Genomic DNA, 18,132 nt, shown 5'->3' with positions numbered 1-18,132 from the left:
AAGTTACAAAGAGGCGTTTGCCCCTTCAGTATTCTTCAAAAAATTATTCCGTATAATCAACAATCGTCGCATAAATTTCTTTTAACTCTTGTTTATTGTCGAACCCACCCAAAAGGGCTTGGGAAACTTTCTTTTTTCCTACAGCTTCTTTATCATTGCTATAAACAACCGCTTTTGAAGACGTTGGACGTTTATCCAATTCCTTATAATCCTCATTAAAGTTTTGAATCGAGCGGGCTGTTAGTTTTTTGGGCAAATCGATGATTTCTGCACTTTTTGCCAATAATTCATCAAAATTATCTTTAGGATATGTGCTCTTGTCACCATACGTTGTCATTGCAAGACTTTGAGTAGCTAAACGTACTTCTTTTTTTTCTTTATCAAACGTATATTTTAAGTCGATCAATGCAAAAACTTTCAACTCAGTTCCTTCATTCAACGGGTAATAGCCACGTACTTTTAATTCATCTCCAGAAGCATACATTGTATATTCTGGGGCGCCTTCGACCATTCCTTGTATGGACACGTCATTTTTAAGCATCTCTTTTGTTTGCTCAATAAGACTTGGAACGCGTACTTTAAACTTATTTTCTAATGTAGTTAATGCTTCTTTTTCTGTGATTTTAGGATAATCAAAAGTTCCGAATGGCTTTTCTCGTGCTTCATGCCATGTTAGTTTTTGATGCTCAACTTTAGTTGCTTGTTTCTTTGAGGAACAAGCGCTAATTATGGATAGACCTAGTAGGATAGTCAAAGTAAATAGAAAAGCTTTTTTTTTCATTATTTCCCTTCTCCTTGCACAGCTTCATTGGATACCACAATTGGGATGTCCTTGGCATTGTTAAAAACAGTTTTTTCAGGAATCAATAAAACATCGCTATCATCTTTTAATTCATATAACGTCACGCCTTCTAGAGATCCTTCTCGGGGAATTATTTCATTTTTTTGTTCGATCAATTTAGGAATATCTAAAATTGTATTATCTTGCGCTATTTTTCCCTGCGTCAATGTTTTTCCGTTTTGTGTTACCTTGATCGTGGTATCCCATTTATCTGCTTTGATCGATTGCTCTTTTGATTTATTTGTTATTGTATACCTTAGTGCCACAAGCTTTTGCTCCGCTTCTCCTACCACATTCATAACACCTGTCAATGATAACGTCAGCTCATCATTTTCAAAAACAATTTCTTCGTCTTCTGTATCAGCTTTAGATCCATTATCTTTTACCTCTTTTACAGAGCGAGCTGACTCATCGATGATTTCAGCTCTTTTTTCATAATTACCATCTTTTGCTGAATAATAATTTAACTGAACCATTCCGTGTGCCGTTTCAATATAATATAGATGTAACCAAGTAGCACGCTTATCGAAAAGTGTATCCAAGGTATACTTATAGCCTTTATATTTTCCAACCTTAAACTCTTTCATAAAAATATCTGACTCATTTTTGTAATTATATTGTTTTTTTAATTCTTTTCGGATTCTTTTGCCAAAGTCAGTTAAATCGATTGATTCTTTTCTTTCAGACATTACAACCAAAGTTGAATTACTTTTCATATCTTTTGCACCAAAAATGGCTTCATTGCTATAGGCCACCTTATAATCTAAGGATTTTTCCCATGTGCTTGGTAATTGAAACGTATAATCGATTCCTTTCCCGTCAAATGATTCTTTTTTTTCTGATAGTTTCGCAGAACAACCGCTTAAAACGAGCAGTAGTATGAATCCTAGCCCAATAATTTTTTTTTGCATCTTAAACTCCTTTTCCCTTCCCACTCTTATAACCACTTCATCTTTTTTCTACCATCTTTAATGATCCACCTATTAAAAAAGATAAATAGAGTAACACAGCCGATAAATAAACTAAAACCGATTTTAAATCCTTGCGGTAAAAAAACAAATTTAATGGTATGTATTCCTTTAGGTACAGGCAGTGCCAAAAAGGCATCTTTAAAGGTGGGGATCCTTACTTTTTTTCCATCAATATAAGCACTCCAACCTTTATCATAGGGAATTGTTGTCAACACAACTTGCTCCTTATCAAGGTCAACATCCGCTTGTGCTACTCTTCCACTGGTCTCAAAAGAAACACCGTTTTTTTGAATCGCTTGAACAGATTTTTCAAAAACATCAACATTCATAAACATAGCTGTTGGTTTCACTAAATGAACCACACCTTCTCCAGTAAAGCTTACTTCAACTTGGATTTTTTCGGCTTTTTCATAGTAACCAAGATTATAATATTGACCATTTTCTTCAAGACCTGAACGTTGTTCGAGTCCATTGACTTTAGTGATTGCTTCAACTTCCATTCCTCTTCCATATAAACTTAAATAGGCTTGTGAACGCGCTGGAACATTTATTGAATAGGTCATTTTTCGTAATTTATTTGGCACTGTTTTGGAATAATAAAGAAAAGAACCCTTGTCTTCGATTTGAACATTTTCCTCTTTGATCATTTCTGCTTCAGAAAAATAAAACAACTGCTCTTTTTGATCCGCTAAATATTGTATCAACTCTGACTGATTTTTTACTGCATTTTTTTTATAGATTCCTTGATCAGTCAAAATACCTAAAGGCAATGTTAAATGATTTTCATATAGCTTTTGTTTGCCAGATGTTTCTTTTAATGTAAAACCATATTTTTGTGGATCTTTTTCAGAAATGTTGTATTTGATTCCCAGTAAAGCATCCATCACTAAGGTATTATTTGCATATTGTATCGTTAAATTTGTACCATTAGAGCGAAAACCCAATTCATCTAGATACATAGACGAATGACGATTTCGGATAGATGAAAACATTGAAACTCCGCTATAGCCATATAAAAAACTTTCGTTTCTAGAACTACTATTTAAGTTGGCTAAACGATACAATGTATTATTTTCTTTCCGTGTCGCTTCAACCAACTGATTTACATCATAGTAGTTTCGATCATACGCTACCCGTTCTGGATAGTGCCATTCTTCATTGATTCCTGAAACTAATCGCTGTGTATTGATCGTTATCTCACCAACGAAACTTATAGATAAAACCATTAGCCAAAGCATTTTATTTTTAGGCCATTTTACGTTGATAAACCAGATTGAAAGGTATATAAGTAAAAAGAAAACTGTTGCTGAAATCGATGTTTTATCTAAAAAATCATACCGTTTTCGATTCGCTAAAAAAATAATTGCCACGTATAGTAAAATCAAGCCCATCACAATATTGACTAAGTGATTGGTATCTTCTTTCGTAACCTTTTCCCAAGCAAATCCTGCTAACAATAAACCTAAAAACGAAAACAGAAAACTAAATCGAAATAAAAACATATTTGGTGAATGAAATCCGTGCCAAAATAAATTCAACGGCTCAATATATACACTTCCTACTAGTAACAGAAACAGACTTCCATACAACACTTTATTTTTCAAAGGAAATTTAGGACTAACAAAATAAAACAAACAAAAAACCAAACCGATCAACCCGAAATAAAGAAACGGGGCACTACCGTATTTACTTGTGTCATAAACACCCACCATCGTCTTAACAGGTATATCCCAAATATCTGTACCTTTTGTAAAAAACTGCTTCAATTCAGTTAAGCTTTCACCATTATTTTTTAAATCAAACAACGTTGGCAAAATCGTAACCATCGAAGCACCACCTGCCAACAATGACGTAATCAAATAAGGAATCAAACTTTTCTTGTATGCTTGAGGTTTAGTCAAAAAGCGACAAAAAACATAAAGAAAAGAAAATACTCCAATCATAAATGCCATATAAAAGTTGGATAAAAATAATAAAAGATAACTGATAAATAAAACGGTTGGTTTGCCCTGATCCATCAAGCGATGAATCCCTAAAATCACTAAAGGTAAATAAATCAACCCATCCAACCACATTTGCTGAGGAGAATACGCAATTGCAAAACCACTAAGCGCATAACTAACACTCAGTATGACCTTACTCCATTGAGGCAACTTAAAAAGTTGCTCACTCATCACCCAAAATGAGCTGCCGATTGCACCAAATTTCAACAAAATAATGAAGTAAAGTGCATCAGGCACTTGGCTATTATCAAAAAAATAAACCAACGGACTAAAAATACCATTTAAGTAATAGGCCATAAAAGACCAATAATTCAGACCTAAAGAACCATACCAAGAGTAAAAGAAACTCTGTTTCCCATGTAGTGTATTATTCAAGCTTGCAAAGAAATTAGACGTTTGTGACAATGCATCACTCGCTAAAATCGTTTTCTCACTTCCTGGATAAATACCTAGAAGAAAATAAACAAAACACATGATTCCCATAGGCAAAAGCATGCTTAAAAGTAAAGCCCAGCCTTTCTGTTTTATCCAATCAGTTCTTTTCATATGGTCATTCCTCCTATAAATTCACGCTTTATTTTCTTACTTTACTTGACCGATTTTATCCAGTGGATAATAGCGATAGGTCACCACTCCTTCAATTTGCTTTTCCTTGATCAATCCCATGGTTCGGCTATCTTTTGAAGCACTTCGATTATCTCCTAAGACAAAGTAGCTTCCTTCTGGAATCTTGTGGATATCTCGAAGTTCTTGAAACACTTCATCACTGACCATGACTTTTAATGTACTATCTGGTAAATCCTCCGCTGGAATTGGATTTGCCGTATTCAATGTCCACTTGCCTGCTTTTTGAGGTCTAAGGTAAATCGCCTGTTTATCTGCCCATAACTGATCCCCTGGAATACCGATAACACGTTTCACATAACTGGAGGCATCCGGCATTTTCGGATCAAATGTAATCAAATCATAACGAGCTGGAATGCGCCCTTTTCTTACAATAATGCGGTCTTTATTTTCCAAAGTAGGGAACATCGATGATCCAGATACTTGATGCGTCTTATTCTGGAATAAAAAGAAAAAACAAAAGATCAAGATCAGTAAGAAAAAAATATCACGTTGTTTTACGGTTCGTTTAGTTTTAATCTGTTGCTCTTTTAATAATTTCTCTCTTTTTTCTTTTGAGTAATTTCGTCGTTTTTTTTTCGTTAAAACTCTTTGTTTTGTTGGTTGGAAACGTGTATTATATGTAGACACTCAATGCCCTCCCACTATGTAGTCCATTCACGATTTTCGTTTAAAATTGAGTCATATGATGAAATGGCATTATTCTCGCCTTAACAACTCCCAAAATATCTTTTTTTTCGATCCAGCCAAATTCACGACTATCAGCTGCATAATGTCGATTATCTCCTAATACAAAATAGCTGTTTTCGGGCAATGTTCTGGCATTTGTTAAGCCAGTCAATGTAAAGTTTTCAGTCAATAAACGGTTTTCTTTGACCGCCTCATTGATTTCAGCTTTCAAGTAACGCTCTATCACAGGTTTTTTATCGATCAATAATTGGTCATTTTCATAAGCAACCTCTTCATTTGGAAGACCGATTACTCTTCTGACCATGACTTGTTTTGTATCTGGTTGTCTCAAATAAACCAAGTCGAATCGCTTAATTTGGCTGCGCTTGCTGACAAATAGACGATCACCATCATCCAAGGTCGTGGTCATTCCATAGCCATTCACTTTTGGTAGACTAAAAAATACCCATTGAAAGAGAACAAAAAACAACAGTAGCAGAAAAAAACTGACACCGATTTCCTGATAAAATTGGCGTCGTTGCTTTTTTCGTCTTTTCACCATTCTTTTTTTCTTTTTAGATAATACAGTCTTTGATGGCTTACGTCTTTTTTTCTTCGAAGTGGATTGGTCATCTCTGCTTGTAATAGCAGGACTTTTTTTTCTTCTCTTTTGCTGTTCTTGATTTGTTTGATTACTTTTTACTTTTCTTTTTTTATTCGATAATTCCTTTTTAGAAGTCGTAATCCTTTGTTTCATCGTGAGTCTCCTAATTTTTCTGTTTCAGCGCTGACTCGTTGACTTTGAAGTACTTGAAAACTGCTTTTTGTCGTTCATTTATTCTTTCGATATCTTTCAAATAGGCATCGATCGTCTCATGTTTTTCGATTTGTTCTTGGCTTAAAGTAGACAAGTTTAACCCGACATTTTTCATAGATACATAATAGCGTGTTAATAATTTTGCACCTTCCGTCGACAAACCACCTGAAACTGGACGATTTCCGTATGAGACTAATAGCGCGCTTACTTCTTGAAATTGTGGATAGACCTTTTCAACACTACCGCCTGCTTTGATCGTTGCCATTTGCTCCTTTAAATCTTCTGTTAACAAATACCCCTGAACAACCACTTTTGCATCTTCTGACGTTAGATTGGTCAGTTGGTAATATCGTGCATAAAAGGCACTGCCTGTTGAAATGACCATTACAACTAGCAAAATAAAACTATTGCCGGCATAGCGCTTCTTTCGCCTTTCCAAAGTTTTTCTTGCTTGCAGCCATTTTTTTCTTTTGGCTTTGGTTTTAGGACGCTTATGCCATTGCTTCTTTGTTAATTCTTTTTTGATTGCTAAAAAATAGAAGAAACAAAAAAGCAACAGTAGAAAACAAAGTATTGCCAAAGAAAGCAAACCAATAAAAAACCAATCTAATAAAACCACTACTTTGATCTCCTCTCTTATTTACGCTTTTTCTTTCCTCTCTTTTTGACTTTCTTTTTCTTGTTAAGAGTTCGAACGGTAAAGAAAATAGCTAAGAAAGCAACAAAAACACCACCTGCAATCAACGCAATCAATTTCCAATCAATTCCTCTTTCTTGAATCAATGTAACATCTTGTGCATTGTATTTATCTGCCTCTTCATTCGTGATTTTAAAAGACTTATCCCAAGTCCATTTTTCTTCACCACTCGTAACAACAATGTGTGCCTTGTAATCACCAGCTTCCATCTGATCACCATTCATTTCTAATGGAAAATCGATCATCGAGTTTGGCGCCATCCGCATGTCAGCTCGTTTTATATCATATAAAACCGCTTCTGATCCTTTTTTTGTTACTTCCATCTCTACCGTCATATTATTGACAAAATCAGCACTAGTATTTGAAAAATCGGCAAAAATACTATTCCGGTAATTAGCTAAACCGGCGTAAACGCTATTCAACTTTAGCTCTGGTTTTATCACAGTGTCAGATTCGCTCAGTACCATGCCGATTACAAAGGCATATTCATTGATAACTCCTGTAGCTTTTTTATTTTCTTCCTCTTCTTTTTTAGATGCTTTAGATTTTAGATGGATACCTCCAACGATTTTCCCATCATAACTTGCTTGAGGCATCGTTATTTCGATCTTTAAAGGTTGGGTTTCTTTAGGAGCTAAGGTTATTTCTTTAGGTCCTTTCACTAGATCTTTAAAATCATATTTCAAAGAAGCATCATTTTTTATTGCACTTGGCCCAAATTCTAATACCCCATTAGAATTCGTTTTAGCACCATTTAAGCCAACTTCGATTGTTTGTTCTTCATCTGCACGATTGGATAATAGTACTTCTACCGTTTGCTTTTGGCCGGGCTGCATAAGTAAATTAAAATATTCAAATTCTCCTTGTTGATTTTCTGGTTTCACTGCTTCATATGTAAACTGTAGATTTGCATATGCAGGAGTAGAAAATCCAAGAAGCACTACTATGTATAGACACAAAAATAGGCCTAATTTGATTCTTTTCTTCATCTGATTGATTTGTCCTTTCTTGTTCCTTCACTAACTAGAGAATAGAAGTAGTTCCCCTTAGGAACACCGTCCTTGCATTCTTTATTGCGATTCAGAGCAATTCAAGCTTCTTTCCAAAGGGGTTACTTCTACTGTTTATTCAACTCATTTTTTTTATTAAAAAATCAGTGATTTACTTTATGGTTTTGGTGTTGCTTCAAGAGTCCATGTAATTTTAGCAACATATTTACCATTCATGATTTCTTCTGCTTGGTTAGCTGGAAGTTCTAATTTAACGGACTCTTCTGGTTTTTGAGTCGCATCTTCTGCGTCACCAAAGTAAACAGCATAACGTCCACGACCTTTTGTTTCCTCTGTGTTTTTAAAGATTAATTCTGAACCTGTTTCATTAACAGTCGTTGCTTTGTTAAGACCTGTTGAAGAAGGTTTCAATGATTCATTGTCTTTATCAGCAACTAAATTGGCATTTCCGTAAGTAATTTGAGCCCCATTGATATTTCTGATTTTGCCTTTTGCTGTATCGTTAAATTGGAAGTTTTGAGAAATAACGGCTTTCAATTCATAACCATGGTCATCTACTTGACGATCATCTTTGAATTGAACCCAGTTTGCACGACCATCAACTTTGTCTGTTGCACCAACTGTATTGGCATTCGCTGTTGTCGGCTTAGCCCATGATGTTACAGAACCTGTTGTAGCAGATTGTGAGTTAAAGACTAATTTAGACATCCCTTGCACTAAGAAAGGTCCATCTAATAACGCTGTACTATCTGTGTCGATTGTTGATTGGCTCGTATAGTTTGGCGGTACCACACCAGAAGTATCATAGGTGCCGTAAGTTTTACTTGTGAATTCAATTTCTCCTTCTCCAACACCTGGTGCTGCTGGATCTGCGGCTTTTGTTACTCCTGGAGCTGTTGCTGCTACTGCGATTGCTGCTAGTAATGCTGTACCAGCTAATTTGTGTGTTAATTTCATTTGTATTTCCTCCTAGTTTTTGTGTGATATCTATGGTAACTCGGCTAATATCCAAGTTAACACCGTTGAGTAAGCACCTGCTTCTTTTTCTGTCTCTTTTGGAACAGAAAGTGTAATCGCTTGATTACTATAAACAGGCTTTTTAAAAATCGGATCTTCTATTTCTTTTCCGGAAACATCTAAGCGCTTTTGAAGTGAATTTGGACGACCATTTTCATTCTCTTTTGATGCACCAAATATGATGCTCCATGTCCCAAAGCCTTTTTCTGGCTGTGCTTGCGCCAAATTATAGGTGTCTCCAATGTTACTCATGTGAATAACTTCTTTTGAAACACTGGGTGAAAGGGATGGATTTTTTGTTGAATTGGTCCAGATTTGATCTAAAGAGATCACTGCACCTTTTAAGTCGGCTCCTTGTTTTGTCGTATGTTTAAATTGCTGTTCCTGTCTAACTTGCAGCGTCCAGCCAGTCGAATCATCACGATAATCTGACACTTGAATAAAATTTCCTCTCGCCTCAGTTTGATCATGAAACAATTGGGCATTAACTGGGAATACAGCAGTTTTATCGGAAATCATCACTGTACTAAAGTTCAACTTTGGTACAAAATCGATTCGTAAATCGCCTTCTGTCTGCGGTGTTTCCCCTGGATCGACTTGTATTTCAGGATGTTCAGGATCACGAATCACAGAATCAGTTTCTTTAAAACGTTTAAGATCTATTTCAGCTCCACCAACACGAGAGTCTACTGCTTGTACTTGGTCAAATTGTCCAGACAAAAATAAAGCGACGCCCAAAAATAGAATTAGACATGTTCTTTTTTTCATTGGCTTTGGCCGCCCTTCTCATCAGTCTTTTTTTTCCTTTTGAAAAGGTAAAAAGCGAGTACTAGTATGACTAGAGCCAGTCCGCTTACTGACAAACTTTTTATGATCAATTCTCCAGTTGAAGGAAATCTTCCATCAGGCTTTTTTATTGGTATTTCACTAGAGTCACTGGACGATTCATTCGTTGGCACTGTACTTTCTTTGGTAAAAACAATTTCCCCATTTGTCTGTACAGCTGCTTCTTCTCCATAAACTGGAGTAAAGAACACAGTAAAAATAGAGCCTACAAAAACAAGGAAAACCAGAGCAACATTAACTTTTACTTTTTTTATGATCAATTGATTGTCTCTCCTTTGCTTTTAAGGCGTTGCATTTACTGTAAATTCAATTTTTGCTTGATATTTTCCTAGTGTTTTAACAGCATCTCCTGGCACATCTAGCTTAAATCCTTTGCCTTTTGGATTCCAAGTTTTACTCACATCATACTCCGTGCTTGTTGTATGTTCGTCTACCAATAGCTCACGATTTTCTGCAAGATTGAATTTTTTTTCTTCATCTGTGCCGTCGTTATAACGTAAAATACCTGAAAGTACTTTTTTGGTACCACCTGTCTCAGTCAAAGTAAAATCTTGCGTAAGCTTTGCAGAAAGTGTCCATTTCTGTTTAATTGCTCGCGTATCTTTGATGATCAAGGCTTTATCAAGCTTTGCTTCATTCACACGAATCGCTTTATAACTCGCCTCTTCAATTCCAAAATCTAATAAACTTGGGCTAGATGCAAGGAATAATGCTCCTTCAAATTCATAAATGACCGTATTACCGCTAACTGAAAGAGTAAATTCTTCCGTTGGCGTATTTGTTTGTGTATAGCCAGCTTCTGTGATAGCTGCAAGTCTATCTGTCACTTGCTTGATCTGCTTTAAGTTGATTGGAGCACCGATCATTTGAGTCGAATCAACATAATCTGGGTATTTATCAGTCATATAACTGCCATTAATTTTGTATTTAACACGTAATTCAGCTGCTGTCGGAACAATGGTTACTTTCACTTCAATATCTTTTGTAACATTTTTAGCAGTTGTTAACGTTAACCATAATGTTGTTTCGCCAAGAACGGATGTATCAGGTAATGCTTTTCCCTTAGTGTAGGTGACAACAACTGGCTGATCTATTAGATTTTCAGTGTCCACACGAATATTCTCTAAAAATGAATCTCCTGGATCAGGATAGTCAGTTGTCAAATTTGCCCCGACTGGTATTTTGATATTTTCTTTGGAATCCGCATTGGGCACACCTTCATAAAGAACTTTTGATTTTGTTTGTCCATCAATAATTTTTGATTCTAGCGTATCGCTTAAAGTACCTCCACTTGAAGTTGTATACGTATAGGATGCACTTGTTTTGGGACCTGCAAGTTCAAAAGTCATATAACCATTGTCAGCTCCACTCCCCTGATATCCATAAGCCGTATCATTTTTATTAAAATTAAAGGAAGTGTTTGTTTTTGCTTTTATCTTAATATCAAAGACTTTCCCATTAAAGTTCTCTGCATTGGCAGCAGTGGATAAATCCGCTTTTAAGATTAATTTACTTGCGTTGCTTGGATCTTTTTCTATTTTGAATAAGCTAGTCCAATCGCTATCTGTACCATATTCAAAAACCTTAATAGCAGATACATCAATATCGTAAAAGCTTGGTACTTCCGTTTCGATTTTGAATGAGTCATCTCTATTTTCAATTTTATTATCAGGAATTGTTTGTAGGATTGAATACGTTAAATCTAGATAGCTCGCGTCGGTATGCGTTGCCTCATTTTTTACTCCATAGACTATTGGAGTAGCTGGTGCTATTCTGGCAAGAGACTGCGTTCCATACATTACCACCATCTGACTTGGTCTTACGCTCGTTGTTGCCGCTCTACGTTCTAGACTTGTATAAAAAGTTTTCCCTGAAAATAGCTGGGTCAAAAGACTTCTTTCACTATTAACGGTTGTATTCGTACCGTAAAGTTCAAGTTTTCCTGCTGTTGGTGTGTCTTTCAAATAACCGATCCACGTATCTTTCAGCACATATAGATTACTAAAATCCCCGTCAAAATCCGTTGTGACTGCTTTCAGACCATTAATATTATTAAAGTTCCAAGTGCCGTGAAAATCGACTTTAGCACCTGTTTCATGATCAAAAAATTCATAGTGGTAGTCTACCTTGTCACCAATGGCGTACGCATCATTAAATCCTGAGCTGCTTCTTGTCGCACTACCAAACATCAAAAACATTTCGTTCCAGACCTTTATATTGGTTGATGGAAACTCATCCGTTTTATCTTTATCGTTATAATTTACCGCCATAAAGTTTACATATGGGTATTTTCCAGTCGTCTCATCTGGGGAAATATCCATTTTATCGATCACTAGCTTTAAATCAATACTTCGCCCATTGTAAAGTCCAGCATTTTTTACCAAAACACTTTTTTCAGAGGCAATATTATCAGGACTAAATCTAAATACTTTGGATGCTTTTGGATCATTTATTCCTGAACCTGTTTTTACGAGTACATCATTAACCGGATCTTTTAATCCTTTTACTTCATAACTAACGTCTTTAGTCAGTTTGAACATTGTACCAAAATCTCCTGGAATTTCAGTCTCAGTTCCTACTCCATTTGCGATATTAATACCTGGAGCTAATAAGATATCGTTGTAATTTTCTGGGGCAGCCAATATAGCCTTATCTTTACTTGAATTTATATAGTAGATTCCAAGTAACATGAACCCTATGGCTATGGAAGCTCTCCACTTATTTTTTTTCACTTTTCCACCTCCTTAGCAAACAAACTAAGTTAAACTAACGATAAATTACAGTTGACGTATGCTTATTCTATAAGACCGTTGGGAAGATTCTCTGTTGACTCGCCAGAGAAATTCATTTTCCAGTGAAGTCATTCAAAAAATTTCCCCAACGTCCTCAATTCGTATTTCATTATTTATACAAAACTTTACCTTAAACTATACTTGTTGATAGCTTCGTATTTTGAACAGAAAAATTATGCACCGCCGCCAACTAAAGAAATTTTTCCATAATTCTCTAAAGCAAAGTTAGGTGATAAATCGCCTGTAATAGATAATGTTTTACTGTTGCAAATTTTACCAAAGTTCAGTGAAAAATCTCCGGCGTCTAAATAAACTGGTGTGTATTCATATTCGCCGCCAGTTTGAGCCCATGTTGCTACTTCACTTACATCTGTTGCATTGATTGTTGTATTTGTTGAATAGAACAGTTTTGAATTTGCTTTTTTATTTGTTACTTCAAAGTTTTCAGGCGCATTTAAGTTGATTACCGCACCTTTATATTCACTTTCAATAACAGCTTTTGAACTGTTACCAGTAACCACTAATTCAGCACCTTCAGAAACATTTACTTCTGATCCGTAGTATTGTAATTTCATCGTTGCATAGTTTCCACCACCACGGCCATTCAAGTGAACTTTACTTCCAGCAGCTAAATTGAACGTTGGTACTTTGTTCACGTAATCTGCACGAGGAATAAATTGGAAAGCAACCCCAGCTGCATCAACATCAAGTGACGCATCTGTCCCAACATCTACTTTTTGAACTTTGTCATAAAAAACTGGATAGTAATGGTTAACATTACTTTGTGGTCCGATTTTTACATTTACTTTTGCTTTATCACCGATAATTGCTTCACCAGTTGCTTTGCCTTTAATCAAAGCACCGTTGAAGTAGAATGCTGAAAATTGACCATGGTCTTTATTCGCAGCAATACCATTATAGGTAGAACCAGCTTTGAATTCTAAATCGTGAACCCAAGCATTTTCTGCGCGAGTAGTAATATTATTTGTTCCGTCAAATGTTAGTTTTCCTTCACTAAGGTGAACAAAACGAGCACCTGTATACGTAACATCTTTTGCTAAAACATCCCAACCATAACTTGAAGGTCCATTACCAGATCCTCCTGTAAAGAAACGTCCATCGCTATCAGCACCAACGATGTTCGCGTTAGTGATTGTTACTAGATTTTTACCCTTTGTGTTTTGTTTCCCGTAGATAGAGTTGTGAGCTGAATTAATCACGACACCTTTATCCGCATTTCCGTTGATCGTTAAATCACGATTAGGAATATTTGTGATGTTTTTAGTGAATTGAATGCTCTGATTCACATTGATCACAGTGATCGTTGGATTTTTTAAAGCTGCTTCAAATTCGGCAATCGTTGATACTTCAGCTGTTTCCTCCGCTGCATAAGCCACAATTGGGCTTCCTGAAATTGTTGTTGGTACTGTTAATACTACTGCTCCTAGTGCAAGAGTCGCTGCCAATGTCAGTAACCCATTTTTCAATACATGTGTTTTTTTCAAATCTTTTTCCTCCTAAAATTTTATATCGTTTACGAAACGTTCCACTCTTTCCCTCCTTTCCAGACAAACGAGCAACAATTGACTTAGCCCGTTAATTCTAGCCTGTTTCGCAAATGACCTTCTTAACTAAAATCAAATATCTACGCATGTCTTTTCCTCCTAAATCATTACTATCTTTTTACGCTAAACATTCAGCATATACCCTTTGGAACGGATTGTTTTGATGTATTTTGGTTTTTCAATGTCTGACTCCAGTTTTCTTCGTAAATGAAAGACTAAATTAGATACGCGATACTTTCTATTTCCATAACTGTCATTCCAGACATTTTTATAAATGTCTTCGTACGTCATTGTTTTTCGGGCATGTTTATGTAAATACTCAATAGTTAAAAATTCTAATTTCGTTAAGTTGACTTCCTCTCCATCATCTAAGCTGACACTTAAATTCTGCGGTATCAGTTTAAACTCGACAGGTTCACTGATCATTGGATTTTTTGGTGTTTCCTGCCGCTTATGCCGCTGCAATAGATTTCTCATCATTAAAATAGGTTCATCTAATCCATGTTCTTTATTGAAAATGCCATCTACTCCAAGCTGCAAATAGACAATTCGATTCGTTCGATTTGTATAATCAGATGATGTTAAAATCCAAAGTGGTACTGTCGTTTGCTTACGTAAGTTCATGATCAATTCACAAACCAAATTAAAATCACTTAGACTATTTTCTTCAATGATCAACGTTTCTATATGTTGTAATAGGTTATTATCTTGTTCAAGGAGTTGAACGACTTTTTCTTTTTTGATCATTTGAACCTGACAGCGAAGCAATTCAAATAGGTCTGTATGTTGCTCACTTATTTCATTATTTGATGCAATGTACCCAATCACATACATTGTTGATGCCCTCCCTTACCATCATTTTTCTATGTTTTTTGTTGATTTAATCTTTGGACCTTAACTTTCTGCAAACATTGAAGACTTTAGAGTTTAGAAATTCTAAATTTACGATTATAATAGGTAATGCGTCTATTCATTAAGGGCTTAATAAATGGACAAAACGGCGATGTATCTAAAAATGACTAAACTTTTTTCTTGAATGTAGCAGTTATAAGAAAAAGACAATTTTATGGTGATTTAGCTAGACTTTAGAATGATATTGACCATTTTTTGACGGCTTAAAAAACATATAATCGTGCAACGTCAATTTGTAAAAAAGTTCCAGAACAAACGAGTTATTCGTTTGTTCTGGAACTTTTTGTATTTATGAAGTAACAGAATCCATGCTAAGTTTGTTATCAATCACCGAAACAGCTGCTTTTCTATTTTCCCAAAGAGAATCTGTATACGTATCTAAGGTCAATTTTATAGAAGCATGTCCCAATAATTTACTTAATGTCGCAATATCAATGCCCTGTTCTACACATCTTGTTGCGAAGGTGTGACGTAAAACATGGAAATGAACAGATCTGATTCCCGCTTCTTCAATGCTTTTGCTGAATCGATAACTAATGACCCTTGGTTCAGCATAACTTCCTTTACAAGAGATTACATATTCAGAAGTTTTACTTTTTTGCTTATTTAATAGGTAGCTTTTTAAATTTTTGGCCAAAGGAATAGAACGCTTAGAGCTCTTTGTTTTTGGTTCTGCTAGTATAATTTCTGTTTTATTACGGCTTGTTGTACTAGGAATTCTATAAAGTGTCCTTCTTACATAAATGATATTCTTTTCAAAATCGATATCACTCCATTTTAAGCCACTGATTTCGCCTATTCTCAAACCTGTATATAAAGCTAAAATAACCGCTGAACAGTTTTTTTCCCTTAACGCAACTTGTTCGATTTTATCCTGTTCTCTTATACTTAGTGCTGATATTTCAGAACTTGTGGTCGCTGCCAAGAATAGATTTTTGCATGGATTAGACAGAATGTAATTTTCAATACAAGCCTTGTTCATTGCACTTTTTAATACAGTTATGATCGAACGAATAGTCGAAGGGGATAAATTTATATGAGTGAGGTAATTGGCAAATTCTTCGATATCTCGACTTTTCAATTGGGTTAATTGCTTTTTTCCTAGAAAGGGAATAATGTATTTGTCTATGCGCAAACGATAACTTGAATAAGTGGACATTTTGATTTTTTTACGCATCAATACATTCAGCCAATGATTTAACCATTCCTGAACCGTTCCTTTATATAAATTAATATTTTTGTGAGTAAATGAATACTGAACTTTCAATTCAGCTAATTTTTCCTTTACGTATCTGTATCGTTTCCCATAAATATAGCCATAAATAATTTTGCCATGCTCATTTCTCGCTTTCATATATCGACCTTCCCACCGACCATCCTTTCTTTTATAAATGTTCTCACCTTTTCTACTCAAAACACGACACCCTTCCCCAAAAAAATTGACGGCTTATTTGACGGCTAAAAAATATAAAGCTATTTTCCAATATGCACTCACTGCTCTTTACTGAAGCAAATAGGATATATAGAATAAATATCAGAATAAAATCCATCTATTTTCCATATTTCGTCAAAAACAACAACTAACGTTTCTCATTTTTTTATCAATTTTATTAAAAAAATGATAAAAAACAGATGTTTTACTTATAGACTGCTTCCTATTTTTGATATACAATGAATTAGTAGCTAGAAATCAAAGCTATTAGACAATTTTCAGTATTATTATTTTCTTATAACTGCTACATACAAGAAAGATCTTCATTACTTTAGCGCAGTTTTATTATAACAATATATCTTATTTTTTTCACCATTTAATTAAAATATATCTAATTCCGATATTATTTTTATATAATATCCAAAAACTGTTGATGATGAGTTTACTATAACTTTTATTGACAGTTTTTTATTTATTTGTTTCAAGGAAATTCTTCAATAATCAACTAATTTATAGAACTATCTGTGGTAAAATAAGACAACAAAATAACTTTTAGAAAAGGAGACACACGATTGGAAACTCCTCACTTTCTCTCTGGCAGCCAATTGAAATGGATTGCCATTTTTGCCATGTTACTTGATCACACGGCGAAAATCATTTCTTTTCAGCCTTCTCTAGCGATGTCGCTTCCTTTTGCTTCTGAACCTGACCCTTTGGCTGAATCACTTCAGGCTATTTTTCCAGTATTTATTCTAATTGGCAGACTTGCTTTTCCGATTTTTTGTTTTTTACTAGTGGAAGGGTTTCTCCATACTTCAAATACGAAACGGTACCTAGTACGTTTAGCACTATTCGCTTTAATTTCTGAGGTTCCTTATGATTTAGCTTTTTCGCACCAACTTATTGATTTAAGAAGCCAAAATGTCTTTTTTACGTTGTTGATTGGGTTGATTGTGATTATTGGGTTAAAAAAATTAGCTACACGATCTATGGCAACGACCATCCTTTCTTTGGGGCTGATCGGAACTGGTATTTTCTTGGCGGAATGGCTCCATACGGATTACGGTGGTTGGATCGGGGTTTTATTGATTGTCGTTTTGTATCTATTTAGAGATTTTCGTTTATTAAAATGTCTTTTAGGAGCAGTAATTCTTTTACAAAATAGCTTGTTTGGTCCAATCGCTTTCTTTCTAATCTATTTTTATAATGGCAAGCGTGGCAAACAGTGGAAGTACTTTTTTTACTGGTTTTATCCGGTTCATTTGTTCGTATTAACAAGCATTCAGCAGTTTTTGATTATGCCTTACTTCAATTAATGAATACATCTTTGTTAATAAAAAAGTAACCTAACATCGTTATATGTTAGGTTACTTTTTTCTGTTTATCCAATAGTTTCGCAATTGATCAGATAGCAATATTATCATATTTTTGGCGATTCTATTTGGGCACAATTACTTAGATTTTTTATAAACTACTACTTCTATTTCAATATCTGCACCCAATGGTAACTCCTGAACACCGACACATGTTCTAGCTGGAAAAGGTTCTTTGAATATTTTTCTATAAACTTCATTCATATCCTCGAAATACTTCATTTTCGTTAGATAGACATTAACTTTCACCACATCATCTAGGGCTACAGATGATGCTTTCATCACTTCTTGTAAATTAATAAAGCATTGTTTTGTTTGTTCTTTAATACTACCAGTTTCTTCAACATAAGTTGTGCTGTTTTTAGCAACTTGCCCTGAGAAAAAAATATAGTTTCCAGCATCAATAGCATGTGAATATGGTCCTGAAACCGATACATTTTTTCCTGTATAACTTTTTCTGTTCATAAGTATTCTCCTTATCAATCGTTTTGTGACTATCCTTCAAACCATTTGTTATAGAAACAAGATTAAGTTGCAGTTTTTTTAAATGTTTGATTCACAAA

At 35.0% G+C, this 18,132-nt stretch carries 16 protein-coding genes; 1 reads left to right on the top strand and 15 read right to left on the bottom strand.

Annotated elements, in window-relative coordinates:
- Positions 1-43 precede the first annotated feature (43 nt).
- The 14 genes from AC4BB7_RS06410 to AC4BB7_RS06345 form a co-directional block, all read right to left on the bottom strand.
- Positions 44-781 (bottom strand): hypothetical protein, encoded by a 738-nt coding sequence (locus AC4BB7_RS06410; RefSeq protein ID WP_490484794.1) that lies wholly within the window; start codon positions 779-781, stop codon positions 44-46.
- Complete coding sequence (locus AC4BB7_RS06405; RefSeq protein WP_490484793.1) at positions 781-1,752, bottom strand: DUF5067 domain-containing protein; 972 nt, start codon at positions 1,750-1,752, stop codon at positions 781-783. Before AC4BB7_RS06405 ends, AC4BB7_RS06410 begins: the two co-directional genes overlap by 1 nt.
- A 26-nt stretch (positions 1,753-1,778) precedes the next feature.
- Complete coding sequence (locus AC4BB7_RS06400; protein ID WP_490484792.1) at positions 1,779-4,361, bottom strand: YfhO family protein; 2,583 nt, start codon at positions 4,359-4,361, stop codon at positions 1,779-1,781.
- Positions 4,362-4,397: 36 nt separating this feature from the next.
- Complete coding sequence (lepB, locus tag AC4BB7_RS06395) at positions 4,398-5,069, bottom strand: signal peptidase I (RefSeq protein ID WP_490484791.1); 672 nt, start codon at positions 5,067-5,069, stop codon at positions 4,398-4,400.
- 40 nt (positions 5,070-5,109) lie between these two features.
- On the bottom strand, positions 5,110-5,865 hold the full coding sequence (gene lepB / locus AC4BB7_RS06390) for a signal peptidase I (protein WP_490484790.1): 756 nt from the start codon (positions 5,863-5,865) through the stop codon (positions 5,110-5,112).
- A gap of 10 nt (positions 5,866-5,875) precedes the next feature.
- A complete protein-coding gene (locus AC4BB7_RS06385) occupies positions 5,876-6,544 on the bottom strand; it encodes a hypothetical protein (protein WP_490484789.1) in 669 nt (222 codons plus the stop codon).
- Between the two features lie 17 nt (positions 6,545-6,561).
- Positions 6,562-7,611, bottom strand: coding sequence for a WxLIP family cell surface protein (locus AC4BB7_RS06380; protein WP_490484788.1), 1,050 nt, complete (start codon positions 7,609-7,611; stop codon positions 6,562-6,564).
- Between the two features lie 177 nt (positions 7,612-7,788).
- Positions 7,789-8,589: a WxL domain-containing protein gene (locus tag AC4BB7_RS06375; protein ID WP_086312437.1), complete on the bottom strand. Its 801-nt coding sequence runs from the start codon at positions 8,587-8,589 to the stop codon at positions 7,789-7,791.
- Between the two features lie 30 nt (positions 8,590-8,619).
- A complete protein-coding gene (locus tag AC4BB7_RS06370) occupies positions 8,620-9,417 on the bottom strand; it encodes a WxL domain-containing protein (protein WP_490484787.1) in 798 nt (265 codons plus the stop codon).
- The gene (locus AC4BB7_RS06365) at positions 9,414-9,755 is read right to left on the bottom strand and encodes an LPXTG cell wall anchor domain-containing protein (RefSeq protein WP_490484786.1); all 342 of its coding nucleotides are present in this window, start codon (positions 9,753-9,755) and stop codon (positions 9,414-9,416) included. The genes AC4BB7_RS06370 and AC4BB7_RS06365 overlap by 4 nt, the downstream gene beginning before the upstream one ends.
- Positions 9,756-9,776: 21 nt before the next feature.
- On the bottom strand, positions 9,777-12,227 hold the full coding sequence (locus AC4BB7_RS06360) for a hypothetical protein (protein WP_490484785.1): 2,451 nt from the start codon (positions 12,225-12,227) through the stop codon (positions 9,777-9,779).
- Positions 12,228-12,460: 233 nt separating this feature from the next.
- The gene (locus AC4BB7_RS06355) at positions 12,461-13,792 is read right to left on the bottom strand and encodes a pectate lyase-like adhesive domain-containing protein (protein WP_490484784.1); all 1,332 of its coding nucleotides are present in this window, start codon (positions 13,790-13,792) and stop codon (positions 12,461-12,463) included.
- Between the two features lie 183 nt (positions 13,793-13,975).
- Positions 13,976-14,686: a winged helix-turn-helix transcriptional regulator gene (locus AC4BB7_RS06350; RefSeq protein WP_490484783.1), complete on the bottom strand. Its 711-nt coding sequence runs from the start codon at positions 14,684-14,686 to the stop codon at positions 13,976-13,978.
- 367 nt (positions 14,687-15,053) lie between these two features.
- A complete protein-coding gene (locus AC4BB7_RS06345; protein ID WP_490484782.1) occupies positions 15,054-16,178 on the bottom strand; it encodes a tyrosine-type recombinase/integrase in 1,125 nt (374 codons plus the stop codon).
- 590 nt (positions 16,179-16,768) lie between these two features.
- Between AC4BB7_RS06345 and AC4BB7_RS06340 the strand changes: the two genes are divergently transcribed.
- Positions 16,769-17,512, top strand: a complete 744-nt coding sequence (locus AC4BB7_RS06340) for a TraX family protein (RefSeq protein ID WP_490484781.1) — start codon at positions 16,769-16,771, stop codon at positions 17,510-17,512.
- Between the two features lie 135 nt (positions 17,513-17,647).
- Here AC4BB7_RS06340 and AC4BB7_RS06335 read toward each other — a convergent pair whose 3' ends face one another.
- Entirely contained in the window at positions 17,648-18,034 is a 387-nt protein-coding gene (locus AC4BB7_RS06335; RefSeq protein WP_490484780.1) for a RidA family protein, read from the bottom strand.
- Between the last annotated feature and the right edge of the window lie 98 nt (positions 18,035-18,132).

This window comes from Enterococcus sp. AAFC-DPL-5182 (assembly GCF_058216605.1).
This window is presented reverse-complemented; position numbering and strand designations above follow the sequence as displayed.